The organism is Bradyrhizobium sp. CCBAU 51627 (assembly GCF_028128765.1).
Classification (GTDB): Bacteria; Pseudomonadota; Alphaproteobacteria; order Rhizobiales; family Xanthobacteraceae; genus Bradyrhizobium.
Genome location: NZ_LBJG01000093.1, coordinates 73,692 through 98,369, shown reverse-complemented (window position 1 = coordinate 98,369; position 24,678 = coordinate 73,692). Strand labels below are relative to the sequence as shown.

The following is a 24,678-nucleotide window of genomic DNA, read 5'->3' as shown; positions in this document are numbered from 1 at the left end:
CCCGGCACGTCCGGGCTTTTCGCGTTTGACTGGATTTGAGACATGACGGGAACGACACGATCGAGCGACGGGTTGGACGACCGCCGCAAGCGGCTTCTGTTCCGCTGCTGGCACCGCGGCACGCGCGAGATGGATTTGATCCTCGGCCGCTTCGCGGATGCCGAGATCGGCAACCTGTCCGAGGCTGAATTGACCGAGCTCGAGACCCTGCTCGAGGTCAACGATCCCGATCTCTATGCCGCCATCACTGGTGACAAGGTGCTGCCAGCCGATGTCGCGGGCGCGCTGCTTGTCCGCATCAAGGCGTTTCCGATCGCGGACAACGACGTATGAAGCAAGGCATGAAATCTCCGGCCGAGCTGCTCACGCCCGGCCGCGCGCTGACGCTCGCCAATGTCGCGGAAGGTGCTGAAGGCCTCGTCATCTCCGATCTGGCACGGGCCATCGCGGCGCGGCCGAAGAAGCCGGCCGTCAGCCTTGCCGTGGTCTGCCGCGACGGCGCGCGGATGCAGCAGGTCGAACGCGCGTTGCAGTTCTTCGCACCCGATCTGCCGCTCCTGACCTTTCCCGCCTGGGACTGCCAGCCCTATGACCGCGTCTCGCCGCATGGCGGCATTCTGGCGCAACGTCTGACGACGCTGGCTCGGCTGGCGGCGCTCACCGGCAGCGACAAGCCGCTGATCGTTCTGACGACGGTGAACGCGGTGGTGCAGCGCGTGCCCGCGCGCGAGCTCGTGGCGGCACAGGCACTTTCCGTCGCGCCCGGCAATGTCGTGCCGATGGACACCATCGTCGCCTGGCTCGAGCACAACGGCTACAACCGTTCCTCGACCGTGCGCGAGCCCGGCGAATATGCCGTGCGCGGCGGCATCCTCGATCTGTTTCCGGCCGGCCTCGAGCAACCCGTCCGGTTCGACTTCTTCGGCGACAGCCTGGAATCGATCCGTTCCTTCGATGCCGAGACCCAGCGCACGCTGCTCGACATGCGCTCGCTCGATCTGGTACCGATCTCGGAATTCCAGCTCGTCACCGATACCATCCGCCGCTTCCGCATGGGCTATGTCGCCGAGTTCGGCGCGCCCGAGCGCGACGATGCGCTCTACGAGGCCGTCAGCGAAGGCCGCCGCCATCCCGGCATGGAGCACTGGCTGCCGTTGTTCCAGGACAGGATGGACACGCTGTTCGACTATCTGCAAGGGGCTGCCGTCGCGATCGAGCCGCAGGCCGAGGACGCCGTCCGCGAGCGGTTCAAGCAGATTCAGGACTATTACGAGGCCCGCCGCGAGGCGATGGAGCATCCGGGCAGCGGCGCCATCTACAAGCCGCTACCGCCTGACAGGCTCTATCTGACCGAGGACGAGTGGAGCAAGCGCCTTGGCGACATCCCGCTGGCGCGGCTGACGGCGTTCTCCGTGCCGACTGACGGCACCAGCGTTGTCGATGCCGGCGCGCGCAAAGGCCGCGATTTTGCGCCTGAACGTAACGACACCACGGTCAACGTGTTCGAGTCCGTGGTCAACCACGTCGTGGCCTTGCAGGCCCAGCGCAAGAAGGTCGTGATCGCGCTCTGGAGCGAAGGCTCGCGCGACCGCATGACCTCGATGCTGCGCGACCACAAGCTGGCTCATACCACCGGCGTCAACACCTGGCGTACGGTGCAGGCGACGCCACGCAACGAGACCATGCTCGCCGTGCTTGGCCTGGAGAGCGGTTTCGAGACCGACGAGATCGCTGTCATCAGCGAGCAGGACATTCTGGGCGACCGCCTGGTGCGTCCGCGCAAGGCCAGCCGCAAACTCGACAATTTCATCTCGGAGGTGACGAGCCTCACAGCGGGGGACATTGTCGTCCACGTCGACCACGGTATCGGCCGCTTCATCGGCCTGCAGACCCTCGACGTCGCTGGCGCGCCGCATGACTGTCTCGAGCTGCATTATGCCGCCGAGACGAAGCTCTTCCTTCCGGTCGAGAACATCGAGCTGTTGTCACGCTATGGCTCGGATCAGACCACGGTCGAGCTCGATCGGCTCGGCGGCTCCGGCTGGCAGACCCGCAAGGCCAAACTCAAGAACCGCATCCGCGAGATCGCAGGCGAGCTGATCAAGATCGCAGCCGCACGTCATTTGCACGAGGCCCCCAAGCTGCCGGTGCAGCAGGGCCTCTACGACGAGTTCTGTGCGCGCTTCCCCTATGACGAGACCGAGGACCAGTTAGGAGCGATCGAATCCACCCTGAAAGACCTCGAGCTCGGCCGTCCCATGGACCGGCTGATCTGCGGCGACGTCGGCTTCGGCAAGACCGAGGTTGCGCTGCGCGCCGCCTTTGCCGTCGCGCTCGAAGGCAAGCAGGTCGCGGTCGTGGTGCCGACCACGCTGCTCGCGCGCCAGCACGCCAAGACTTTCACCGAGCGCTTCAAGGGCTTTCCGGTGAATGTGGCGCAGGCCTCGCGCCTGATCGCCACCAAGGAGCTCAACCAGGTCAAGAAAGGCATCGCCGACGGTTCCGTCGATATCGTCGTCGGCACCCATGCGCTGCTCGGCAAGGCCATCAAGTTCCGCGACCTCGGCCTCGTCATCGTCGACGAGGAGCAGCATTTCGGGGTCACCCACAAGGAGCGGCTGAAGGCGCTGCGTTCCGAGGTGCACGTGCTGACGCTGTCGGCAACGCCAATCCCGCGCACGTTGCAGCTGGCGCTGACCGGCGTCCGCGAGCTCTCGATCATTGCCTCGCCCCCGGTGGACCGTCTTGCGGTTCGCACCTTCGTCGCTCCGCACGATCCCTTGATGATCCGCGAAGCGCTGCTGCGCGAGCGTTATCGCGGCGGCCAGGCGTTCTACGTGGTGCCGCGCATCGACGACCTCGCCGAGGTCAAGGACTTCCTCGACAAGAACGTGCCGGAGATGAAGGTCGCGGTCGCGCACGGCCAGATGCCGCCCGCCGTGATCGAGGACATCATGACCGCGTTCTACGACGGCAAGTTCGACATCCTGCTGTCGACCACGATCGTGGAATCCGGTCTCGACATTCCGAACGCCAACACGCTGATCGTGCACCGGGCCGACATGTTCGGCCTCGCGCAACTCTACCAGCTGCGTGGCCGCGTGGGTCGATCCAAGCTGCGCGCCTATGCGCTGTTCACGCTGCCGGCGCAGCAGAAGATCACCGCGCAGGCCGAGCGCCGCCTCACCGTGCTGCAATCGCTGGAGACGCTGGGCGCGGGCTTCCAGCTTGCCTCGCACGACCTCGATATCAGAGGCGCCGGCAATCTGCTCGGCGAGGAGCAGTCCGGCCACATCAAGGAGGTCGGCTTCGAGCTGTACCAATCGATGCTGGAGGAGGCGATCGTCAACCTCAAGGCCGGCGTTGCCGAGCCCGCCGCCGACCGCTGGTCGCCGACCATCACCATCGGCATGCCCGTGCTCATTCCGGAGGATTATGTCGGCGATCTCTCGGTGCGGTTGTCGCTTTACCGGCGTCTGGCCGATCTCGACAGCGAGGACGAGATCGAGAACTTCGGTGCCGAGATGCGCGACCGCTTCGGCGTCTTGCCGGACGAAGTGCGCTACCTCTTCAAGGTCGCCGCGATCAAGGCGTTCTGCCGTCAGGCCAATGTCGAGAAGATCGATGCCGGTCCGAAGGGCGCCGTTATCACCTTCCGCGACAATTCCTTTGCCTATCCCGATCGCCTGGTGTCGTTCATCAAGAGCCACGGCCAGGCCGCCAAGGTGCGGCCAGACATGAAGGTGGTGTTCCTGCAGGACTGGGAGACGCCGGAGGAGCGGCTCGCCGGTACGACGGAGATCATGCGGCAGCTGGCCCAGCTCGCAAAGAGCAAGAAGGCGGCGTAGGGGCTACACTCTCTCCGCGTCGCTGCGATCGCGCGCGAGACTAACTACGACGCCGCCCGTGACGCGTCCGCCGACAGGCGGGCCAGCAGCGACCTCGCCGTATCCGACGGCGACAGCGAATCCACGCTAACGACGGGATCGCTGCGCATCTCGTGCTTGCCGTTGGAGGTATGCTTCATTACCGCCGACAGGCGGCGGGCGATCATGTGCGCGGTGCGGAAGTCAGTCTCGGCGAACACCACGATGACCGAGCCGTCTTTCTGCGCGGCGCCAAAATCCATCTGCCGCATCAGGCGGCTCAAAATACGAGCGGCATCGAGCTGGGCGCGAGGATTGCCGGGATCGAAGGCGAACCGCGCCACCGACAGGCCGCCGCCGCGGGTGAGCGTCTCTTCGACCGCCTTGGCGAAATCGCGGGCGAAGGCTTCGACCGTGAGCAGACCGCTGCGCGGATCGAGCCAGCCGCCGGCGTCGATCGAGCGCAGCGTGCGGCTCAATTGCGCTTCCGTCGCGTGCTGGCGAATGAGCGGCAGTGCGTTGGCTGCGACCTTGGCCGGCTCGCCCGCGATCAGCTCGAGATTGGGCAGATCGTAGCTCTGGGTGAGTTGATGTGCGGTGACGACCACGGGCAGGTTGCGAAAGCGCGTGTCCTCCGCCAGCACCGTGAGGAAGGCATCGGTCACGCGCGGGGTGAAACCGTCGGAGAGCACGACGCCGTCGATCTCGCGGGTGTTGAGATGCTTTGCAGCAGCCTCGATCGAGAGCGCGCCGACCACGCCGGTCCGCTCGCCAAGCGCAACGGACAGCGCGGGGTAGGCGGCGCCGCGGCCGATCAAGAGCACGATGGCATCACGCACCGGATCGGTGTCCGGCAGCGTGACCTTCGTTTCCGGTAGGCGGCGCAGCACCGTGGCATGCAGGGTGCGGACGCGGATCGCTGCGCGCAGGCGTGCGACCAGGCGTTCGGCAGCGTTGCCATGCGTGGCGAAGGGCAGGGCGTTGTGAGGCAGCGACGCTCGCGCATCCAGCGCGACCAGCGGCAGATAAAGCCGCTGGTCGGCGATCTTCCTTGCGAGCAAAGCGATGTGCGGCTCGTGCCCGCCGGACATGGCGGCGAGGACGGCGGCCGGCTGCACCTGCTCGACGGCGCGCACAGCGCTCGCCCAGTCGCTGTCGACGACCGGAAACAGACGGGCCTCGTCCAGCGCTGCAATGAAGGCGGGACGCTCGGTATTTGAAACAAAAAGGATCGGGCCCGCCTGGGACATCAGGAAACTCTGATCACGCAATCGATATTGCGCAATCTAATCCGGCCGCCTTAATGCAGCGTCAATGTTCCCTGCAAAACTGCGCCTAGGCCGGTCCGGAGCGGTCGCGAAAAGCCTCGACCATCAAGGGGTTAAGCCCGAGCTCGCTGAGCGCATCGCGGGCCCTTGCATTGTCCTGGGCCCGGCCCGCCAGCCGGTGGCCGGAGAGGCGGTCGGGCAGGGCCGTCAGCAGTGCTCCCTGGCCGAGCCGGCGTGCCCACTCCTGGAGGTCGTTGGAGAGGAACCGGTAGCCGCCGACGGCCATGATGCCGGACGGCGGCGCCGTGATGCAGATCGCGCCGCTGGCGCGGTCGATCCGCGCGGCATAGCCGGTGTCGACATAGTCGCGCGGCGGCTGCGCCGTCAGCGTCTCGCCGACCGGCTGCGGTGGCGCATAGGCTGCGATCGGCACCATCGGGCCGCGCAGGCCGAGCGTGCCCTTTGGCGTCAGCAGGATCTCGCCGGCGATGGAGGAGCCGGACTGCTCGCGCGGGGCGCCATGCGGGCCCGGCATCACCGCGACAGGCATGCCGTCCTCGCCGCGGCGGACGCCGAACAGCCCGGCCTCGCCGAACAGATAGACGTCCGTGAGCGGCGCATGCGGCGCGATCCAGGCCTCGCTCGCCGCCACCTGTTCGGGCGCGCGCCAGAGCCCGATGACGTTGCGCAAGGTCGGCATCCGCGCGGCAAGACCGGAATCGCCGAGGCGCAGCGCGAGCTGGGCCGGTGCGATCAGCACGTCGCATGCGTGCTCGTTGATCTGCTGCTCCAGCACCTCGCCCTCGAATGGATGATGCAGTGCCAGTGTGCCACCGCAGAGCAGCCACACCGCAAGCGAGGAGGCGAGGCCCGCGAACGACATCGGCGTGAACGCCGCCATCACGGTCGCGCCTTGCTGGATATCGGCCTCCAGCGACATCGCAAGTCCGCCCGCGATCAAGCTGAAATGCGGCCGTGGCACCGGGCGGAAGCCTTCCGCCGTGACGTCGAAGGAGATCATCGCCGCCTTGCGGCCGTCCTGGATCACGGCGCGCGTGGTGCCGGGCGGACGCGCCAGCACCTCGTCGAGCGAGGCCATGCCTTCGGGCAGATCCGAACCGAAGCCGAAGACGTGGCGGATCGAGAAGGCTTCGGCTGCCGCGTGCATCGCAAGGTCGGAATAGCTGACGCCGTCGACCTTGCTCATGGTGACGATGGCGCGCGCCGCGGTGCGGTTGAGCGCGGCCGCCAGTTCCGCCTGGCGCCACAGCAGCGGCAGCACCGCGACCACGAGGCCGGCGCGCTGGGCGGCCAGCACCGTCAGCACAAACTCGACCGTCGAGGGCAACTGGATCGCGATCACCGAATTGGCCGGCAGACCCGATTCGACGAAATGTGCCGAGAGCGCCTCGATCGCGGTGTCGGCCTCCGCGTAGGTCAGCCGCCGCGGCTGGTGGCCGGTAATGCGAGATTTGTTGAGGGGGTCGAGCAAGGCCGGGGCGTGCGGCTGCCGCATCAGCGTCCGCTGGAACAGCGTGTCGAGCGTCGGCGATACGGCTGGCTGGTTCACGGTGTCACTTCGCTGGACTGGCTAGGGGCTCACGCTTCGCCCACCAAGTCTCCGGCAGGTAGCCCGAGAGCGCGGTGGCCTGTGGTCGTTCTATCCGATTCCAGCGCGCGATCCATTGCTCGGATACGTTAAACAGGGGGATTGTGTAGCAGCCCGCGATCAAAGCGCGGTCGAGTGCCCGTACCGCGTCGACAAAATCCGTATGATCACGGGCCTCCAGCAGGGCCTTGATCATCGCATCGACCGCGGGGTCCTTCGCGCCCATGTAGTTGCGGGTGCCCGGATTGTCGGCGGCCGCGCTGCCCCAATAGAAATACTGCTCGTTGCCGGGCGACAGTGACTGGTCCCAGCGGTTCTGGATCATGTCGAACTCGTAGGCCAGGCGGCGCTGGTCGAACTGCACCGGATCGACCGCACGGACGCTCACATCGATGCCGGCGCGCTTGAGGTCGCGCTGGAACGCGAGCGCGATGCGCTCCTGGTCGCGGGTCGTCACCAGCATCTCGAAAGTGAAGGGCGCCTTGGTCGCGCGGTTGCGCAGCACGGTACCTTCGAGATCGTAACCGGCGTCGGACAGGAGTTTGAGCGCCGCCCGCAGCGTGGCGCGGTCGCGTCCCGAGCCATCGGTCACGGGCAGGCGGTAGCTGCCATCCATGATGTCTTCAGGGATCTGCGCGGCAAAGGGTTTGAGCAGCTCGCGCTCGCGCGCATCCGCAGGCCGCGCATAGGCCGACAGCTCGGAGCCCGCGAAATAGCCGCCCACTCGCGAATAGAGCGAGAAGAAATAGTTGCGGTTGACCAGCTCGAAATCGAACAGCAGCGTCAGCGCCTGGCGGACGCGGATATCGGCGAATACAGGACGCCTTGTGTTGAACACCAGGAATTCGGACGGCTGGGGCGTGCCGGGCCTGAAGGTATCGCGGATCACCTCGCCGCTCCTGGCCGCTGGAAAATCGTAGCCGTCGCGCCAGCGCAAAGGCTCGTTCTCGACTCGGAAATCGTAGAGGCCGCGCTTGAAAGCTTCGAACTGGCCGTTGGCCTCGCGAAAATAGTCGAGCCGGATCTCATCGAAATTGAACAGTCCGCGATTGACCGGGAGATCGCGGCCCCAATAATCGGGATTGCGCGTAAGCGTCACGCTGGCGCCGGGCTTCACGCTCGTGACGCGGTAGGGACCCGAGGCGATCGGGCCTGACAGCGTCGTCTCCTCGAACGTCGCGACGTCGACGGCATGCTTCGGCAGGATCGGCATCAGTCCAAGGATCAGCGGCAGCTCGCGGTCGTTGGCGCCGGTGAGGTCGAAGCGAACAGTGAGGGGATCGGGCGCCTCGGCCTTGACGACCTTGGCATAGTACTGGCGAAGGTTCGGACGGCCATGGTCGCGCAGCAGCTGCCAGGAGAACAGCACGTCCTCGGCCTGCACTGGCTTTTCGTCGGAGAAGCGGGCGCGGGGATCGAGACGGAACGTGACGTAGCTCCGTTCGTCATCGGTTTCGACCGTCTTGGCGAGCAGGCCGTAGAGCGTGAACGGCTCGTCCTGACTGCGCGCGAGCAGACTCTCGACCACGTAGGCGCGGATCGGCTGCACCGCCAATCCCTTCACAATGAACGGGTTGAGGCTGTCGAACGTGCCGAGAATGCCCCAGGTCAGCCGGCCGCCCTTGGGGGCGTCGGGATTGGCATAGGGCATGTGAGTGAAATCGGCCGGCAAGGCCGGCTTGCCATGCATGGCGATCGCATGCGCCTCCTCGCCTTGCGCGCCACTGACTGACAGCCCGAGGGTAAGAGCCAGGATCGCTGGGACCAAGGCGAGACGGCAAAGGCGGACGACTGGGCCCTCGAGCCGGCGCTGGAACATGAACATTCGGACACGTTGATTCGAGGACCGACTGGCTTGAATCCTATCACAGGGATTTCACCGGGCGGCCGCTCGGATATGGCCAAAGCCGCTTGTCGGCATTGATCTTTTCGTCGACCACGTTAAGAAGGCACGCAATCGCGCAAGAGCGCCGAGCCCGTCACGTATCCGCCTCAATTGACGGGGAGAGAGCCGCGCCCAAGGCGGTTTGGTTCGGCGCTTCGGAGCGGTTCGGGCACTTCCCGTTCAGAAAGGGTTTTCTGCAATGAATTTCCGTTATTTGGCCGCGTCCGTCCGGCCGCGCGGGCGCCTTCTCGCCCTGTTGACGGCGACGGCATTGGTCATTCCTGTTGCTGCTGAGGCCCAGGGTCCGACTCCGGCGCCAAAGGCGGCCCCCAAAGCCGCCCCGAAGGCTGCCCCCAAAGCTCCGGCCCCCGCGCCGGCTCCTCAGGCCCAGCAGGCACCGGCCCAGCCGGGCGCACCGGCCGCGCAGGGCGGCCAGCCTGCCGATCAGCAGATCCAACTGATCTACGCGCCCTGGACCAAGTTCTGCCTCAAGGGTCAGGAAGCCAATGCCAAGCAGGTCTGCTTCACCGGCAAGGACGGCCGCATCGAATCGGGCCAGCCGGTCATCGCTGCGGTGATCATCGAGCCCGAAGGCGAGCCCAAGAAGATCCTGCGTGTGACGCTGCCGCTCGGCATGCAGCTCGTGCACGGCACCCGCATCATCGTCGACAACAACCCGCCGCTGCAGAGCCCGTATGTGATCTGCTTCCAGAACGGTTGTATGTCGGACTACGAGGCGACGCCCGAGCTGCTCGCCAACATGAAGAAGGGCCAGAACCTCGTGGTGCAGGCGATCAACGCCAACGGCGCGCCGCTGACCTTGCCGCTGCCGCTCGCCGGCGAATTCCAGAAGGCCTATGACGGTCCGCCGACCGATCCTAAGGTGTTCGAGGAGAACCAGAAGAAGCTGCAGGAAGAGCTTCAGAAGAAGGCTGAGGAGCAGCGCAAGAAGCTCGAGCAGAGCGGTGCGGCACCTGGCGCACCGCCGACCGCCCAGAAGTAATCGGGAACAGATCCCGGACCTGAAAAAGGCGCTCGGTTCGAGCGCCTTTTTTGCTGGCCGCCTGATGCGGCAAAACATGGGGCAGGGAGCGAAGCGTTCAGTTCAGCGACGGATTGCGCGGGCGGTAGCCGCCATCCTTGTTCTTGATGAAGATCTCGGCGACCTGGGAATGCCGGATCGGCTCGCCGGACTCGTCGGGCAGTAGGTTCTGCTCCGAGACATAGGCGACGTACTCGGACTCCGCGTTCTCCGCGAGCAGGTGGTAGAACGGCTGGTCCTTGTGAGGCCGCACCTCCTCGGGAATCGACAGCCACCACTCCTCGGTGTTGTTGAATTCCGGATCGATGTCGAAGATCACCCCCCGGAACGAGAAGATCCGGTGGCGCACGACTTGGCCGATCTGGAACTTGGCTGTCCGCGCTTTAATCATCCTTCGTCGATAGACCAGGATTGTGGCCGATGCTAGTGGCCTTGTTGGGAATTAATCCGCGGCCGCGGGACAGATAGCCGTCAGACCTTCAGAAAACACTTCATTAATGGTCGATATCCTCAATCTGGCGCTACCTTATTTCGGCTTAATCTTCGTCGGATTCGCCTGCGGCAAGGTCAAGTCGCTGCCGGAATCAGGTCTCGCCTGGATGAATTTCTTCCTGCTCTACGTGTCGCTGCCGGCGCTGTTGTTCGCGATCATGTCGAAGACACCGTTTTCGGAATTGAACAACCCACCGTTCCTGGTGGCGACCACGCTGTCGACGGTTGCTGCGTTCACCATCGCGCTCGTCGTCGGGAAGGTTCTTGGCAAGCTGACGCTGCGCGAGGCGACGCTCGCCGGCCTTTCCGGCGGATACGGCAATATCGGTTACATGGGGCCGGGGCTGGCGCTCGCGGTGCTTGGATCCAAGGCGGCGGCGCCGACGGCGCTGATCTTCTGTTGCGACAGCATCTTCCTGTTCACGATCGTGCCACTCCTGATCGAGCTTTCCGACCGCGACCATCCCTCGCTCGTGCATGCCTTCGGCGTCGTGCTGAAGCAGATCGTGCTCAACCCGTTGATCATGTCGGCCTGCTTTGGCGCGGCCGTCGCCGCGCTTCATATCGAGCTGCCGGTCGCGCTCGACCGCACCATTACCTTCCTCCAGAACGCAGCCGCCCCGACCGCGCTGTTCGTGCTCGGCGTCACGGTGGCTCTGCGTCCGTTCGACCGCGTGCCGTGGGAAGTGCCTGGTGTGATCGCGGTCAAACTGCTGATCCATCCGCTCTCGGCGTTTGGCCTGATGCTGGCATTCGGTCCCTTCGCGCAGCCGTGGGCTGCCACCGCCATCTTGATGGCCTCGCTGCCGCCGGCGCTGAATGTGTTCGTGATCGCACGGCAGAACGATGCCTGGATCGAATCCGCCTCGGTCGCCGTGCTGCTCGGCACGTTTGCGTCGGTGGTCACGCTGACCAGCGTAATGTGGCTGCTCCAGACCGGCTGGCTGGCGTTTCCGTAACCACGCGACAGGTGCCGGGGGCCTGGTTGTTCATCTCTCCCTACGGGAGAGGTGTTCGAACGCCCAACGGAGGATCCTTAGTTCGCGGCTACCGCCGCCAGGTCGGCGTCAAGCCTTCGCGCATGGCAAAGCGCCGGAGCGGGCCGATGGCACCTAGCAGGTGCATGCCGACAGCGCGGACCGGCTGCAGCGGAAGGAAATCGTTGAGAAGCGAGCGATTGGCGATGTCGATTGCAAAGGTCCGGCTCAAAATGTCAGGGCGCCGCACCCGATCGTAGCGTTTTAGCACCTCGTCTCCGCCGGGATCCTGACCCGCTGCGATGGCCTCGCCAGCCAGGCCGGCAATGTCGGCGGCATCCCGCAGACCGAGATTGAGGCCCTGGGCGCCGATCGGGGGAACCACGTGGGCGGCTTCGCCGACCAGCGCGATGCGGTCCCGTGCGAACGACTGTGGACGCTCGATCGCGAGCGGGAACAGGTTGCGGCCGGGCTCGACCGTCATGCGGCCGAGGATCGAATGCGACTGCTTCTCGATCGCGGCGGAAAGCTCCTCGTCGCTCAAGCCGCGAAGCCGTTCGGCCTCGGCGGGCGCTGAGACCCAGACGATGCTGGACCGATTGCCGGGCAGGGGCACGAATACGCACGGCCCGTGGGGCGTGTGGAACTCGGTCGAGACGTTGCGGTGCGGCCTGCTATGGCTGACGTTGAAGGTCAACGCCGTCTGCGTCAGATCATGCCGCGTCACCGCAATGCCGGCGGCCTCGCGGCACAGCGAGTGCCGGCCATCGGCGCCGACCACGAGCCGCGCTGAGAGGAATTGCCCGGACGCAGTCCGGATCGCGACATCATCGGCTTCGATCACGACGCTTTCGGCCTCGTCGTCGAAGCGGACGAGATTGGAGAGCTCGGCCCCGCGCGCTTCGAGCGCCAGCATCAGCGAGCGATTGTCGATGTTGTAGCCGAAGGCATCGAGCCCGATCTCGTGACAGGAGAACCGGACCTCCGGTGCACGGAACAGCCGGCCGGTATCATCGACAAGGCGCATCACCTCGAGGCCGGCTGCCTTGTCCTTGCAGCGTGGCCAGACGTCGAGGCTCTCCAGGAGATCGACGGAAGCTCCCAACAGCGCAGTCGTCCTGTTGTCGGCATAGGGCAGGCGCCGCGCCACCAGCACGGTCCGCGCCCCTCGCTGTGCCAACGCAATTGCCGCCGCGAGGCCTGCCGGTCCGCCGCCGATAACGCTCACGTCAAAGAGTGTCGATGCCTCTGTCATGGAACGACATTTGACACGCCCCGCGGCAAATTCAAGCCACCAATCTTACCTGATTTTTATGACGGATTGCGCGGCGCAATGCCGCGCCGGCGGATGTGCAAACCGGTCGCGTTCTGGTAGCAGAAACCATGGACAGCCAAGAGGATTCCCTCAAACCGAGGCCCGTGATCCGTGCCGCGGCGTTTTCGGTGCACATCTTCACCGCCTTCGGCGCCGCGGTCGCGCTGCTGGCGATGCTGGAGGCCGTGCGCGAGCACTGGGCCGCGATGTTCGGCTGGCTGGGAGTCGCCCTGATCATCGATGCGATCGACGGGCCGATTGCGCGCCTGCTTGACGTCAAGACCGTGCAGCCGAACTGGTCGGGTGACGTGCTCGATCTCGTGGTCGACTTCGTCACCTATGTCTTCGTGCCGGCCTATGCGATCGTGGCGAGCGGCATGTTGCTGCCGGTCGCAGCGCCCGTGCTCGGCATCGCCATCATCGTCACCAGCGCATTATATTTCGCCGATCTGCGCATGAAGGCGGATGACAATCATTTCCGCGGCTTTCCGGCGCTGTGGAATGCGGCGGCGTTCTATTTGTTCCTGCTGCACTGGCCGCCGCTGTCGTCGACGCTGCTTGTCTCCGCGCTGGTGGTACTGACCTTCGTACCGTTCCACGTGCTGCATCCGGTCCGCGTCGTGCGGCTTCGCTGGCTGACAATGTCCCTGATCGTGCTGTGGGGGCTGCTCGGGTTCTACACGCTGGAGATGGATTTTCACGTCGGCACCGGCGTGACGCTCGCGCTCTGCGCGATCGCGCTCTGGATCGCATTCAGCGATGCATTGATCCGCCTGGCGAGATCTTTCGCATGATGCATCTTCTGACCAGCCCCGAGGCCTGGGCCGCGCTGCTCACTTTGACGTCGCTGGAGATCGTGCTCGGCATCGACAACGTCATCTTCCTGTCGGTGATCGTCTCGCGCATCCCCGAGAAGCAGGCTCATCGCGCCCGCCAGATCGGGCTGGCGCTGGCCTTGGTCTTCCGGATCATCCTGCTCAGCGTGTTGGTCTGGCTCATCGGCCTGACGGCACCGGTGTTTTCGCTCGCAGCTTACGATTTCTCCTGGCGCGATCTCATCCTGATCGGCGGTGGCCTGTTCCTGATCGCCAAGGCGACGCACGAGATCCACGCCGAGGTCGAGGCCGACGACGGCGAGGGGACGAAGGACTCCGCCGGCAGCGCCTTCTTCTGGGTCATCGTCCAGATCGTCGTCATCGACATCGTGTTCTCGCTGGACTCGATCATCACCGCCATCGGCATGGCGCAGGACCTCGAGATCATGATCGCGGCCGTCGTGATCGCGTGCCTGATCATGTACATTTCGTCCGGGCCGGTGGCGCGATTCGTCGCCGAGCATCCGACCACCAAGATGCTGGCATTGGCATTCCTGGTGTTGATCGGCGTCGCGCTGGTCGCGGACGGATTCAAATTCCACATCCCGCGCGGCTACATCTATTTTGCAATTGCGTTCTCGGCGGCGGTCGAGTTCTTCAATGTGCTGGCGAAGCGCAATCGCAGGAAAGCGAAGACGCCGCCCGCCTAGCTGCTCCGGCTGGCGTCGAGTTGACAAGGCAGTCGCGATTGTCTTCGCTCAGCCTTGAAGAAGAGGAGGTCAGGTGATGACCAAAGCCGTCCGCGTGCACAAGGTCGGAGGCCCCGAAGCCCTGGTCTATGAGAGCGTCGAGGTCCCGGCGCCCGGCCCGGGCGAAGTGCGCATCCGCCAGCATGCGGTCGGCCTGAACTTCATCGACGTCTACTATCGCACCGGCCTCTACAAGGCACCGGGGCTGCCCTTCATCGCCGGCAACGAGGCCTCGGGCGAAGTCGTCGCGGTCGGGCCGGGCGTGACGCACTTCCATCCCGGCGATCGCGTCGCCTACTATCACAATCTCGGCGCCTATAGCGGCGAGCGCAACATCCCCTGGGAGAAGCTGGTCAAGCTGCCCGACCACATCACCCACGAGCAGGGCGCGGTGCTGATGCTCAAGGGCCTGACCGTCTGGTATCTGCTGCACAAGACCTTCAAGGTCGAGCCGCATCATCGCGTGCTGATCCATGCCGCCGCCGGCGGGATCGGCTTGCTCGCCTGCCAATGGGCGAGGGCGCTTGGCGCGCATGTGATCGGCACCGTCGGCTCGCGCGAGAAGGCCGAGCTTGCCGAAGCCAATGGCTGCGATCACGTCATCCTCTACAACGAGGAAGATTTCGTCGCGCGCGTGAAACAGATCAGCCGCAACGAGGGCTGCGACGTCGTCTATGACGGCGTCGGCAAGGCTACCTTCCCGGGCTCGCTGTCATGCCTGAAGCCGCGCGGCATGTTTGTGTCGTTCGGCAATGCCTCAGGCCCCGTGCCGCCGTTCTCGATCGCCGAGCTGAACAATCACGGTTCGCTGTTCGCGACCCGGCCGAAGCTCAACGACTACATCGGTACGCGCAAGGAGCTGCTGGAGGGCGCCGATACGCTGTTCTCCGCTGTCATCAACGGCAAGCTGCACGTGCCGATCAACCACGCCTACGCGCTGAAGGATGCCGCGAAGGCGCATATCGATCTCGAAAGCCGCAAGACCACCGGGGCTTCGATTTTGAAGCCCTGAAGACGCGCGCCCAAGCGCGGGCGTGCTGCCAATTTCTCGGTACGATATCGGACCGATCGGGCCGTTCGCCGGATTGCGTCCATCCTCCCAACGCATCAAGTTCTCGATGCGGCCACGATTCGATCGTGATCGTGGCGACGCAACCATGACGATGCGGCGTTGGGGGCAAAATGTCGAAAACTGCAACGATCAAATCCAGACAACCGGAGGCGCACTGCGCAGTCTGTGCGACGCGGACGCCGCATCTGCACGAACGGCGCGCTGTGGCGGGACGCATTGTAGTGCGATCGCTCTGCCTCGCATGCAATACCGAAAGGCCCATAGACGAAGCCAAGAACTAGTCCCGGGACCGCCGATGCGCACTTTCGTGTGGCGTCGCCGGTCGCGAAACGCATTGCCTGTACGCTCGCTATGGCAGATCAGTACGTCTCGGACGAATTGCGCAGCTTCATTTTGGAGCGGATTGATTCCGTGGCGCAGATCGAAGCGCTTCTTCTCCTTCGGTCCGATCCCCGGTCGCAGTGGGACGCAGCGCGAGTTGCGGAGCGGCTTTACATCAGCAAGGCCGATGCGGCCGACGCGTTGAGCCGGCTTTGCGCTTCCGAACTGCTGTCCTGTGACGATGCCATTTACCGCCTCGAAGGCGTGCCCGAGCAGAATCGGGCGATGATCGAGCAACTCCTCGAGGTGTATTCGCACCATCTCATTCCCGTGACGAACCTCGTCCACTCGAAACCGCGACGGATCGGCTCCTTTGCCAACGCCTTCAAGTTCCGGAAGGGGATATGACGGTGTCCGCTTTCATCTATGGTCTGTGCGCGGCGACGTCGGCTGTTTGCGCGGGGATGCTGCTAGGCGCCTACCGGCTGAACAAATATCGTCTGCTGCTGTGGAGCGGCCTTTGCTTTGTCGGCCTCGCCGTGAACAACGTCATCCTGGTACTCGACAAGGTGATATTGCCCGACGTCGATCTGTCATCGCTACGCCTGCTGGTTGCGCTGATCGCAATGACCGTACTGCTCTACGGGCTCATCTGGGACGTCGAATGATGACGAACAACTTGTCTGCGGTCCTCTCCGGTGCGGTGGCGATGGCTTCGTTCGCGACGACGCTGTTCTTCGTGAAGTTCTGGCGCCAGACCTCGGATGTCTTCTTCCTGCTGTTCGCCTTGGCGTTCGCGATCGATGCCGTCTCCCGCGCGGCGCTCGGGCTTACTCACGTTTCTAACGAGATTGAACCGGTGTTCTACCTGTTGAGGCTCGCAATGTTTGCGCTGATCATCGCGGCGATCTCGGTCAAGAACAGGTCACGCTGAGCATGCCTTTCCGATTCAGGGATTTCATCCGCTTCGGCGTCTTCGGGATCGGCGTCGCCTTGATCGTCGCGTTCGGCATCTCTCCATTTGCTGGTGGGATCGTTCAGCAATGGTCGCGCAGCGACGTGGAGGCGCGGTCGAGGCTTGTGTTCAATGCGATTCAGCTCTTTCTGGATCGCGACATCGAGGATCAATCCTGGGATCGCCTGAGCGATCTTTTTGGGAGGGTGGCGCAGGACAAGAAAATCCTGGCGGTCGGCTTCTGCAATCACACAGGAGCCCTGATTGCGCCGACTCCGGAAATGCCCGCAAGCTTTCGGTGCGACAAGATTGCGAGGTCCGAAAATGAAAGCTTCTCCGACGTCGCGGGCGGCGGGCGACGGATTCTGGTCGCGGCATTTCCCGTCAACACGACCAGGGGGCGATCCCATCTCGTCATACTGACCGATTTGAGCTTTGCCAGCGCGCGCTCAAGTCAGGTCCTGGCCTATGTGCTGGCGTCCCTGGCCAGCGTCGTGCTGGTTCTGACGGTCGGCACCATCATCTTTGCCGTCTTCATGCTGCGGAGCTGGATGAGCTCGCTTAGACGGGCGGTCGATGAAGTGCGCCTGGGTACGGCAGGGGGGCACCCTCCGGCCGCAAGCTCGGCCGTAGATCGCGAGATCCACAAGCTGCTGCGGCGGACAGAAGACTTTACGTCGACGCGTCAAATCGACTGGACGCCGAAGGCTCTTCAGGAACTGCTGCACGGCGTGTTGCCGGGGGCCGAGGTTTTGGTCGTATCGAACCGGGAGCCCTATATCCACAACCGGCAGGGCGGCGGGATCGTTGTGCAGCGGCCGGCCAGCGGCCTCGTTTCCGCGCTCGAGCCCATCATGCGTGCCTGCGGCGGCACCTGGGTTGCGCACGGAAGCGGCACGGCCGACCGGGAGACGGTCGACGCAAACGACAGGATAAGGGTTCCGGAGGGCGCGCCCGCCTACGCGTTGCGCCGCGTCTGGATATCGGATGCCGAGCAGGACGGCTACTACTACGGTTTCGCCAACGAAGGACTGTGGCCGCTCTGTCATATCGCGTTTGTGCGGCCGTCTTTCCGAGCTGACGACTGGCGGATGTATCGGCAGATCAATCAGCGCTTCGCCGACGCGGTCGTCGCGGAGGCGCGAACCGAGGATCCGGTCGTTCTGGTTCAGGACTACCATTTCGCCCTGGTGCCAAAAATGATCCGTCAACAGCTGCCGAAGGCGACGATCATTGCTTTTTGGCACATCCCTTGGCCCAATGCCGAGACGTTCAGCATCTGTCCCTGGCGAAGGGACATCATCGAGGGAATGCTGGGCAGCACCATTCTCGGCTTTCACACCCAGTTCCATTGCAATAATTTCGTCGAGTGCGTCGACCGCTTCGTGGAAAGCCGGATCGACCGCGAGGTACAGGCCGTCAGTCTGAGCGGGCACGAGACGAAAATCCGCGCCTATCCAATTTCGATCGAATGGCCTCCGAGTGCACTTGAAAGCGTGCCGACTCAAGACAAGTGTCGGGCAGAAGTTCTGAAAGACTTCGACCTCGCCGAGGGAACGAAGCTGATCGTCGGCATTGAGCGCTTTGACTACACCAAGGGCATACCGGACCGCATGAGGGCGATCGACGCGCTCTTGACGCGCGATCCCTCCTGGAAGGGACGGCTCGCATTCATTCAGGTCGCGGCCCCCACACGGAGCAAGCTCGACACCTATTCCAGGCTGCAGTCCGAGGCGGAAAGCCTGGCGGACGCTATCAATTCCCGCCATCGCGGCGGGCAGGCGCCCATCCGGCTGGTGGCGCGACACTACGAATCCGCTGACGTATTCAAGCTGTTTCGCGCTGCCGATGTCTGCGTCGTGAGCAGCCTGCACGATGGGATGAACCTCGTCGCCAAGGAATTCGTCAGTTCTCGCGACGACAACGCCGGTGTGCTCGTTCTCTCCAGCTTCACTGGGGCATCGCGCGAGATGTCGGAAGCATTGATCATCAATCCCTATGATACGGAGGAACTCGCGGCCGCGATCAAGCGAGCGATGACCATGCCTTTGGAGGAGCAGGTCGAACGCATGAAGCTGATGCGACAGCAGGTCAGGGAGAACAATGTTTATCGGTGGGCGGGCACCATGCTGGTCGATGCGGCGCGAAGCCGCACGCGAGAGCGGATTCTCGCTTTGACCGAAACCGGCGAAAGCTCGCGCTCGATGACAGCGAGTGCGCGAACGCCCGGGCCTCAGCCTCAGGCCAGGAAGCAGATGGGCGGTTGATGCAGGTCTCGTCTCGAGGATAGTGTGTCCCGCCGCGGTTCCACGCGTCCTCGGTCGCCTGCGCTACTTTGTCACAACGCGGCCCGATGATCGAAGGCTAGTTTGCGCGAATATCGGCCGTCGCTTCGTTGTGAAGTGATCGTTGCGCCGGTTGTGACTCAAGGGTCAGTGCAGGACATGTTCGATCCCATCACATCGAAGCTTGTCGGCGGCGCGAATTCGACGCGGCGCATGGTGCAGAATGCGATCTTGGCGACCTTGCCCGAGCCGCAATTTGCGTTGTTTCGTCCGCACCTGAAGGCCGTCCCCCTGAAGCGGAACGAAGTCCTCCAGGACGCGTTGCGTTACCCCGATGCGGCTTACTTTATCGAATCAGGCGTCGTCTCTCGCATGGTGCGGACGGCGAGGGATGGTCCTGTCGAAGTGGCGGTTGTCGGGAAGTTCGGCTTTGTCGGCGTGTCCCTTGTACTGGGGGCGGCGCAGACGATCCAGCGGAGCGTCGTGCGCGTTCCTGGCAGCGCCCTGCGCATAGATGCCGGCGCGTTTCGCGATATCCTGCAACAGAGCCCGGAAACGCGCGAACACCTGCTCAGATACGTGCAACTCCTGATCGCGTTGAATGCCCAGATTGCCTTGTGCAATGCCAAGCATGATATTTCCGAGCGCGTGGCGCGATGGATGCTGCTTGCGCAGGATCGGATCGGGGGCGACCGCATTCCAGTGACGCACGGATTGATCGCCGCGGCTCTCGGCGTGAGGCGGCCGGGGGTGTCGGAAGCTCTGTCGGACTTGGAAGCGAATGGCATCATCATGGGGGAGCGCGGCAGCATTCGAATCCGGGACATGGAAGGGCTGCGTGGGCAGGCCTGCGAATGCGAACGAATCCTGAAGGATCGCTTTCGCGTCTTTCGCGACATGCCTCATCACAATCATCGTTTTGTGTAGCGCGGTTCAACGTTTGAGACAGTGAACGCCGTCGCGCGTTGCGCGCGACGGCCACCCTGATCGGATCAAGCCTTTACGCAACGCGCCTTGCCGCGCCGGTCTTGGTCAAAATCCCGTCGAGACAGCCGATCATCTCGGCGATCTCTGCCTTCGTGACGTTCAGCGCCGGCATGAAGCGCAAGCTGTCGAGTTGCGGCGCGTTCAGCAGCACACCGGCCTCGAACGCCTGCGCGACGATGCCGGGCGCGATCGGCAGCTTGAGGTCGAGCGCCAGCAATAGCCCGCGTCCCCGCACGCCGCCGAGCCCGTGCCGCGCCGAGACCTTCTGCAACTCGCTTTCGAGCATCAGGCCGGTCTCGGTGACCTGTTTCAGGAACGCGGGCTTGCTGACCTCCTCGAGCACCGCAATGCCTGCCGCGCACATGACCGGGTTGCCGTTGAACGTGCCGCCCTGGTCGCCGTGCTCGAAGCAGGAGGCGCGCTCGGTCGCAAGCAAGGCCGCGAGCGGCACGCCGCCGCCGATGCCCTTGCCGAGCGTCATGATGTCAGGCGCGATGCCGGCGTGCTCGTAGTGGAAGAGCTTTCCGGTCCGGCCCATGCCGGTCTGGATCTCGTCGAAAATGAGCAGCAGGCCGTGCGCTTCGGTCAGCACGCGCAGTTCCCGCAGGAACTGGTCGCTCGCCGGCCACACGCCCGATTCGCCCTGGATCGGCTCCAGCATGACCGCGACGGTGTTGTCGTTGATCAGCATCTCGACCGAGGCGATGTCGTTGAGCCTCGCCTTCTTGAAGCCTGATACTTTCGGCTCGAACAGCGGCTCGAAGGCCTTCTTGCCCGAGGCCGACATCGTTGCCAGCGTCCTGCCATGGAAGCCGCCTTCGAACGCAATGATCTCGAACGCTCCGCCCTTGTGTAGGGTGCCATATTTGCGCGCGAGCTTGATCGCGCCCTCATTGGCCTCCGCGCCCGAATTGGCAAAGAACACCTGGTCGAAGGCGCTGTTCTCGACCAGCGCCTGCGCGAGCTTGAGGCTTGGCTCGTTGTAGAAGGCCGGGCTCGGCGTCAGCAGGCGCTTGGCCTGCGCCGCTAACGCATCGGCGACCGCCGGCGGGGAGTGGCCGAGGCAGTTGACGGCCCAGCCCTGCACGAAGTCGAGATAGCGCTTGCGGCTGTCGTCCCAGAGATAGGAGCCCGCGCCGCGGACGAACACGGCCTTCGGCCGTGCGGTGATGTCCATCAGCGCGTCATACGGATGCGTCGTCATGTCGAACTCCTCTGGAGGCGGGTGGAAAACGGGCGCGAAAAGCAGAAAGGCCGCACCTTGCGGGTGCGGCCTTCTCGAAAACTTCGGCTGAATTCAGTGGTTCAGCGGCGTCGTCGGACATGGCGCACCCTCTCATCGTCGCGGCAGCGACGACGGAGCATTTCGGTGCGCAGGTTGGTCCGGGCGTTGATCATGGGGCGCGTCCGTACATCCGAAGGGCAGCGCTTGTCAAGCGGTTGCTTTGCGCGATACCCGCCGAGCGTGCGTTGCTCAGGCGGAATGAGCCGCTTCTTCCGCGTCCTGATCGCCCCAGTCCGCATCGGCAATCGCGCTATCGATGAGCTCGCCGCGCATCAGCTTGAGCGGCGAATTCCAGTACAGCGCGATGTTGTGGAAGGGGTCAGTCAGCACCTTGAAGCCCCAGACCAGCCCGGTCATGACGCCGCGCGTCGCAAACAGCTGGAGCATGCGCGCCAGTCCACCACCGATGCCGACCGCGAGCCAGAGCGCGCCGACATGGCGGATGAAATCGAAACGATCAGCAGGAGGAGCAAAGAGACCGAACAGCGTGGGATAGATGTAAAGCGCGACCGGGGCGCTGCCCCAGATCAGCAGCAGGATGATCTTGCGGGTCTGGTTGTAGCCGACCTTGACCGCTTCCTTGTACTCGTTGCTGACGTCGTTGAGCGCGTCATAGCCGTTCGGCTCGAAGAAGAAATGCCCGGTCTGCCGGGTCAGCATGGCGAGCCAGCCGACGAGACCCGCGAGTGCGGAATCCTTGAACAGCAGCGCGTAGCAACCGAGGAAGATGATCGCACTGATCAGGTGCAGCGTCTGATTGATGGTGCTCTGGTGATAGAAGCGGTAATCGTCGAAGCGCTGCGTGCGCAGCATGTCCGGGAGGCGGCTCATCGAAAGTCCTCGCTCGCGTTGAAAACGCGGCGAGAGTTAGGACGAGTCCGTGACCCCTGCGTGAATGCATTATAGTGTCACATTGCGGCGCGTGCAGTTGCGCAGGGGTGAGATCGGCCGCGGCCGCGCAGGTCGCCCCGGCAGTTCCGGCCTGGATCTCGTGACGCATGTCATTTGCTTGCTGCGCAGAAACCAACACGCTTCTAGCGCGTTTGTGATCGAAGGACGCGCGAATTGATTCGAACCGGAGGCAAGCCGGGACAGACAAAAAGGGCGGGACCAACCAGATAGTTTTCAACCTTGTCCGATACGCCATACCCGATCGATCTCGACAGCATCCGCGGCGCGTTTCCGCCGGGCATCGAGGCGCCGTCTCTGCTGGTGGATTTCGCCGGCTGGCTGAACGGGCGACCGTGGGGCAGCGTCGGCTGCTTCTCGCTGCAAGGCCAGTTCTCCGACCAGGCCCCGATCTTCGACGGCAGTCCCTTGCGCGACCGTTTCGCGCTGTTCATGCGCCTGCCTGACGGTTCGGCCGTCGGCGGTTGGTATGGCGCCGGTCTCGACCGCGACGATCCGCCGATCGTGGGATTGGGCTCGGAGGGCGATTACGAGCTGCTCGCACCGTCTCTCGACGCCCTGCTGACGAAGCTGACGTCGCAGCAATTCGACGAGGCCTGGCATGATCTGCGGCCGCACGGCGAGGTCGAGCCTCAGACGGGCGAACTCGCGCAATGGCTTGCTCGGCGGCCGGCCGGGGAGCCCGCATTGTGCGAGGACGGCGCATCCGAGCTGCCCGACTTCCGTGGCTTCGTCGAAAAATGGAGTCGTGACCGCGAGGAATACTGGGCCAATCATCGCCTGATGGCCGAGCTCGGCTGGCGGCTCGCCGCGCATCTGCCCAAGGGCAAGAAGCCCTGGGACAAGACGCAGTTCGAGATTGCGATCGTCGGCAAGCAATACGAGGCGCGCGTATTGTCGCGCGGGCCGCAGCCGTTCGAGGAAGCCGCCTCCATCGAATCCCTGCTGCGCGATTTGCGCGAGGAGATGCGCCGCGCGCAGCCTGAGCTGGGTCTTTGGTACGCGATGAAGTTCGGCCTTTACGCCGACGGCCGCGTCATGCCGAATTTCGAATATGACGTGCGCCCAACCATCGACGGCGAGCCGGCGCTGCTCACTGAGGCCAAGGCCGATCTCGCCCGCGCCCCGCGTCCGGAGCGCTGGGTGCCGAAATGGCTGGTGTGATTGAGCCCTGGCTACGCATTCGAACGTTTACAAGAGGTCGTCATGCCCGGGCTTGCCCCGGGCATCCACCTTCTTCGTGCCATGCGTCACGACGTGGATGGCCGGGACAAGCCCGGCCATGACGCTGCGGAAGTCTGAGCGCGCACGAGGACCTCAAAACCCCGCGACGCTGCCGTGCAGATCGTATTGGTCCGCCCGTTCGATCTTCGCGGTGACGATCTCGCCGACGCGCAAGGGGCGGCGGCTCGACAGGTACACCGCGCCGTCGATCTCGGGCGCATCGGCCTTGGAGCGGCCCTTGGCGACCGTCGGGCCGACCTCGTCGATAATGACCTGCTGGCGCGTGCCGACCTTGCGCTTCAGCCGGCGCGCAGAAATCTTCTGCTGGCGCGCCATCAGCGCGTTGTAGCGCTCCTGCTTGACCTCATCAGGCACCGGGTTTGCGATCGTGTTCGATGTTGCGCCTGCAACCGGCTCGTATTTGAAGCAGCCAAGCCGGTCGATCTCGGCTTCATCGAGCCAGTCGAGCAGATAGGCGAAGTCGTCATCGGTTTCGCCGGGGAAGCCGACGATGAAGGTCGAGCGCAAAGCCAGGTCAGGGCATTCCTCGCGCCAGCGCTTGATGCGTGCCAGCGTCTTGTCCTGCGCAGCCGGGCGCTTCATCGCCTTCAGCACGTCGGGGCTCGCGTGCTGGAACGGGATGTCGAGATAGGGCAGCACCTTGCCCTCGTTCATCAGCGCGATGACCTCGTCGACATGCGGATAGGGGTAGACATATTGCAGCCGGACCCAGGCGCCGAGCTCGCCGAGCTCGCGGGCGAGGTCCAGGAATTTCGCGCGGACCTGACGATCCTTCCACGGGCTCTCGGCATATTTGAGATCGACCCCATAGGCCGAGGTGTCCTGCGAGATCACCAGCAGCTCCTTGACGCCGGCGCCGACCAGCCGTTCGGCCTCGCGCAGCACGTCATTGGCCGGACGCGAGACGAGGTCGCCGCGCAGCTTCGGGATGATGCAGAAGGTGCAGCGGTTGTTGCAGCCTTCGGAGATCTTCAAGTAAGCGTAGTGCCGCGGCGTCAGCTTGATGCCCTGCGGCGGCACCAGGTCGAGATGCGGATTATGCGCCGGCGGCAGCGCGCGATGCACGGCATCGAGTACGCTTTCATATTGCTGCGGGCCCGTAATCGAGAGCACGCCGGGATAGGCCTCTTCGATCGCTTCCGGCTCCGCCCCCATGCAGCCCGTCACGATCACCTTGCCGTTCTCGGCCATGGCCTCGCCGATCGCCGAGAGCGATTCCTGCTTGGCGCTGTCGAGGAAGCCACAGGTGTTGACGATGACAATGTCGGCACCGTCATGCTTGCGGGCGAGCTCATAGCCCTCCGCGCGCAGGCGCGTGATGATGCGCTCGGAATCCACTAATGCCTTGGGGCAACCTAGGCTGGTAAAAGAAATACGCGGCGCTCTGTCCATGGTATCGCCTGGAGTCTGCATCTGAATTGTCAGGATTTGCGACCCAAGTAATTGAACCGATGAAAAAATTCAACAACTAACGTATGCAATGCCGAAGCCGTACTCGCGCGTATATGACGGGGTGGCCAGTCGTTGGGAAGGTATGGACTGACTAAGAGCCCCTGATGCCGGTTCCGACAGAGTGAGCTGAGGAACCGAGCGGAATTGCG

The 24,678-nt window shown here is 64.1% G+C and carries 21 protein-coding genes; 13 read left to right on the top strand and 8 right to left on the bottom strand.

Annotated elements, in window-relative coordinates:
- Nucleotides 1–42: 42 nt before the first annotated feature.
- Both XH88_RS37965 and mfd read left to right on the top strand, forming a co-directional pair.
- Nucleotides 43–333, top strand: coding sequence for an FAD assembly factor SdhE (locus XH88_RS37965; protein ID WP_271673268.1), 291 nt, complete (start codon nucleotides 43–45; stop codon nucleotides 331–333).
- Nucleotides 330–3,848 (top strand): transcription-repair coupling factor, encoded by a 3,519-nt coding sequence (gene mfd / locus XH88_RS37960; RefSeq protein WP_271673267.1) that lies wholly within the window; start codon nucleotides 330–332, stop codon nucleotides 3,846–3,848. Before XH88_RS37965 ends, mfd begins: the two co-directional genes overlap by 4 nt.
- Nucleotides 3,849–3,892: 44 nt before the next feature.
- Here mfd and XH88_RS37955 read toward each other — a convergent pair whose 3' ends face one another.
- The 3 genes from XH88_RS37955 to XH88_RS37945 form a co-directional block, all read right to left on the bottom strand.
- Nucleotides 3,893–5,116 (bottom strand): GGDEF domain-containing protein, encoded by a 1,224-nt coding sequence (locus XH88_RS37955; RefSeq protein ID WP_271673266.1) that lies wholly within the window; start codon nucleotides 5,114–5,116, stop codon nucleotides 3,893–3,895.
- Between the two features lie 85 nt (nucleotides 5,117–5,201).
- Nucleotides 5,202–6,704 carry a class I adenylate-forming enzyme family protein gene (locus XH88_RS37950; RefSeq protein ID WP_271673265.1) on the bottom strand — a complete coding sequence of 501 codons (1,503 nt, stop codon included), beginning with the start codon at nucleotides 6,702–6,704 and terminating at the stop codon, nucleotides 5,202–5,204.
- A 4-nt stretch (nucleotides 6,705–6,708) separates the two neighbouring features.
- Nucleotides 6,709–8,568, bottom strand: a complete 1,860-nt coding sequence (locus tag XH88_RS37945) for an extracellular solute-binding protein (RefSeq protein WP_271673264.1) — start codon at nucleotides 8,566–8,568, stop codon at nucleotides 6,709–6,711.
- Between the two features lie 259 nt (nucleotides 8,569–8,827).
- Here XH88_RS37945 and XH88_RS37940 point away from each other — a divergent pair, with 259 nt between their 5' ends.
- Entirely contained in the window at nucleotides 8,828–9,631 is an 804-nt protein-coding gene (locus XH88_RS37940) for an invasion associated locus B family protein (RefSeq protein WP_271673263.1), read from the top strand.
- Between the two features lie 97 nt (nucleotides 9,632–9,728).
- Here the strand turns inward: XH88_RS37940 and hspQ are convergent, their stop codons facing one another.
- Nucleotides 9,729–10,061 (bottom strand): heat shock protein HspQ, encoded by a 333-nt coding sequence (gene hspQ / locus XH88_RS37935; RefSeq protein ID WP_018317973.1) that lies wholly within the window; start codon nucleotides 10,059–10,061, stop codon nucleotides 9,729–9,731.
- A gap of 106 nt (nucleotides 10,062–10,167) precedes the next feature.
- On the opposite strand from hspQ, the gene XH88_RS37930 reads away from it, so the two are divergent.
- Entirely contained in the window at nucleotides 10,168–11,121 is a 954-nt protein-coding gene (locus XH88_RS37930; protein WP_271673262.1) for an AEC family transporter, read from the top strand.
- 88 nt (nucleotides 11,122–11,209) lie between these two features.
- Here XH88_RS37930 and XH88_RS37925 read toward each other — a convergent pair whose 3' ends face one another.
- A complete protein-coding gene (locus tag XH88_RS37925; protein WP_271673261.1) occupies nucleotides 11,210–12,394 on the bottom strand; it encodes a UbiH/UbiF family hydroxylase in 1,185 nt (394 codons plus the stop codon).
- 128 nt (nucleotides 12,395–12,522) lie between these two features.
- On the opposite strand from XH88_RS37925, the gene pcsA reads away from it, so the two are divergent.
- From pcsA to XH88_RS37885, 8 genes are all read left to right on the top strand, one after another.
- Nucleotides 12,523–13,248 (top strand): phosphatidylcholine synthase, encoded by a 726-nt coding sequence (pcsA, locus tag XH88_RS37920; RefSeq protein ID WP_271673260.1) that lies wholly within the window; start codon nucleotides 12,523–12,525, stop codon nucleotides 13,246–13,248.
- A complete protein-coding gene (locus XH88_RS37915) occupies nucleotides 13,245–13,979 on the top strand; it encodes a TerC family protein (protein ID WP_271673259.1) in 735 nt (244 codons plus the stop codon). Before pcsA ends, XH88_RS37915 begins: the two co-directional genes overlap by 4 nt.
- A 76-nt stretch (nucleotides 13,980–14,055) precedes the next feature.
- Nucleotides 14,056–15,030, top strand: a complete 975-nt coding sequence (locus XH88_RS37910) for a quinone oxidoreductase family protein (protein ID WP_271673258.1) — start codon at nucleotides 14,056–14,058, stop codon at nucleotides 15,028–15,030.
- A 369-nt stretch (nucleotides 15,031–15,399) separates the two neighbouring features.
- On the top strand, nucleotides 15,400–15,819 hold the full coding sequence (locus XH88_RS37905) for a hypothetical protein (protein WP_271673257.1): 420 nt from the start codon (nucleotides 15,400–15,402) through the stop codon (nucleotides 15,817–15,819).
- Nucleotides 15,816–16,079: a DUF5985 family protein gene (locus XH88_RS37900; RefSeq protein WP_271673256.1), complete on the top strand. Its 264-nt coding sequence runs from the start codon at nucleotides 15,816–15,818 to the stop codon at nucleotides 16,077–16,079. The genes XH88_RS37905 and XH88_RS37900 overlap by 4 nt, the downstream gene beginning before the upstream one ends.
- Entirely contained in the window at nucleotides 16,079–16,345 is a 267-nt protein-coding gene (locus XH88_RS37895) for a DUF5985 family protein (protein WP_271673255.1), read from the top strand. Before XH88_RS37900 ends, XH88_RS37895 begins: the two co-directional genes overlap by 1 nt.
- Before the next feature lie 2 nt (nucleotides 16,346–16,347).
- A complete protein-coding gene (locus XH88_RS37890) occupies nucleotides 16,348–18,633 on the top strand; it encodes an alpha,alpha-trehalose-phosphate synthase (UDP-forming) (RefSeq protein ID WP_271673254.1) in 2,286 nt (761 codons plus the stop codon).
- 177 nt (nucleotides 18,634–18,810) lie between these two features.
- Nucleotides 18,811–19,578, top strand: coding sequence for a Crp/Fnr family transcriptional regulator (locus XH88_RS37885; protein WP_271673253.1), 768 nt, complete (start codon nucleotides 18,811–18,813; stop codon nucleotides 19,576–19,578).
- A gap of 73 nt (nucleotides 19,579–19,651) precedes the next feature.
- On the opposite strand, the gene XH88_RS37880 is transcribed toward XH88_RS37885, so the two are convergent.
- Entirely contained in the window at nucleotides 19,652–20,842 is a 1,191-nt protein-coding gene (locus tag XH88_RS37880) for an acetylornithine transaminase (RefSeq protein ID WP_271673252.1), read from the bottom strand.
- Between the two features lie 270 nt (nucleotides 20,843–21,112).
- Nucleotides 21,113–21,754, bottom strand: coding sequence for a hypothetical protein (locus XH88_RS37875; RefSeq protein ID WP_271673251.1), 642 nt, complete (start codon nucleotides 21,752–21,754; stop codon nucleotides 21,113–21,115).
- Nucleotides 21,755–22,054: 300 nt separating this feature from the next.
- On the opposite strand from XH88_RS37875, the gene XH88_RS37870 reads away from it, so the two are divergent.
- On the top strand, nucleotides 22,055–22,996 hold the full coding sequence (locus tag XH88_RS37870) for a hypothetical protein (protein WP_271673250.1): 942 nt from the start codon (nucleotides 22,055–22,057) through the stop codon (nucleotides 22,994–22,996).
- A 153-nt stretch (nucleotides 22,997–23,149) separates the two neighbouring features.
- Here XH88_RS37870 and rimO read toward each other — a convergent pair whose 3' ends face one another.
- Complete coding sequence (gene rimO / locus XH88_RS37865; RefSeq protein ID WP_271673249.1) at nucleotides 23,150–24,469, bottom strand: 30S ribosomal protein S12 methylthiotransferase RimO; 1,320 nt, start codon at nucleotides 24,467–24,469, stop codon at nucleotides 23,150–23,152.
- Nucleotides 24,470–24,678: the final 209 nt, after the last annotated feature.

Bases quoted from the DNA above. Each gene is read 5' to 3' on its own strand.
- XH88_RS37965 (WP_271673268.1), top strand. From the start codon at position 43: ATGACGGGAACGACACGATCGAGCGACGGGTTGGACGACCGCCGCAAG.
- mfd (WP_271673267.1), top strand. From the start codon at position 330: ATGAAGCAAGGCATGAAATCTCCGGCCGAGCTGCTCACGCCCGGCCGC.
- XH88_RS37955 (WP_271673266.1), bottom strand. From the start codon at position 5,116: ATGTCCCAGGCGGGCCCGATCCTTTTTGTTTCAAATACCGAGCGTCCC.
- XH88_RS37945 (WP_271673264.1), bottom strand. From the start codon at position 8,568: ATGTTCATGTTCCAGCGCCGGCTCGAGGGCCCAGTCGTCCGCCTTTGC.
- XH88_RS37940 (WP_271673263.1), top strand. From the start codon at position 8,828: ATGAATTTCCGTTATTTGGCCGCGTCCGTCCGGCCGCGCGGGCGCCTT.
- hspQ (WP_018317973.1), bottom strand. From the start codon at position 10,061: ATGATTAAAGCGCGGACAGCCAAGTTCCAGATCGGCCAAGTCGTGCGC.
- XH88_RS37930 (WP_271673262.1), top strand. From the start codon at position 10,168: ATGGTCGATATCCTCAATCTGGCGCTACCTTATTTCGGCTTAATCTTC.
- XH88_RS37925 (WP_271673261.1), bottom strand. From the start codon at position 12,394: ATGACAGAGGCATCGACACTCTTTGACGTGAGCGTTATCGGCGGCGGA.
- pcsA (WP_271673260.1), top strand. From the start codon at position 12,523: ATGGACAGCCAAGAGGATTCCCTCAAACCGAGGCCCGTGATCCGTGCC.
- XH88_RS37915 (WP_271673259.1), top strand. From the start codon at position 13,245: ATGATGCATCTTCTGACCAGCCCCGAGGCCTGGGCCGCGCTGCTCACT.
- XH88_RS37910 (WP_271673258.1), top strand. From the start codon at position 14,056: ATGACCAAAGCCGTCCGCGTGCACAAGGTCGGAGGCCCCGAAGCCCTG.
- XH88_RS37900 (WP_271673256.1), top strand. From the start codon at position 15,816: ATGACGGTGTCCGCTTTCATCTATGGTCTGTGCGCGGCGACGTCGGCT.
- XH88_RS37895 (WP_271673255.1), top strand. From the start codon at position 16,079: ATGACGAACAACTTGTCTGCGGTCCTCTCCGGTGCGGTGGCGATGGCT.
- XH88_RS37890 (WP_271673254.1), top strand. From the start codon at position 16,348: ATGCCTTTCCGATTCAGGGATTTCATCCGCTTCGGCGTCTTCGGGATC.
- XH88_RS37885 (WP_271673253.1), top strand. From the start codon at position 18,811: ATGTTCGATCCCATCACATCGAAGCTTGTCGGCGGCGCGAATTCGACG.
- XH88_RS37880 (WP_271673252.1), bottom strand. From the start codon at position 20,842: ATGACGACGCATCCGTATGACGCGCTGATGGACATCACCGCACGGCCG.
- XH88_RS37875 (WP_271673251.1), bottom strand. From the start codon at position 21,754: ATGAGCCGCCTCCCGGACATGCTGCGCACGCAGCGCTTCGACGATTAC.
- rimO (WP_271673249.1), bottom strand. From the start codon at position 24,469: ATGGACAGAGCGCCGCGTATTTCTTTTACCAGCCTAGGTTGCCCCAAG.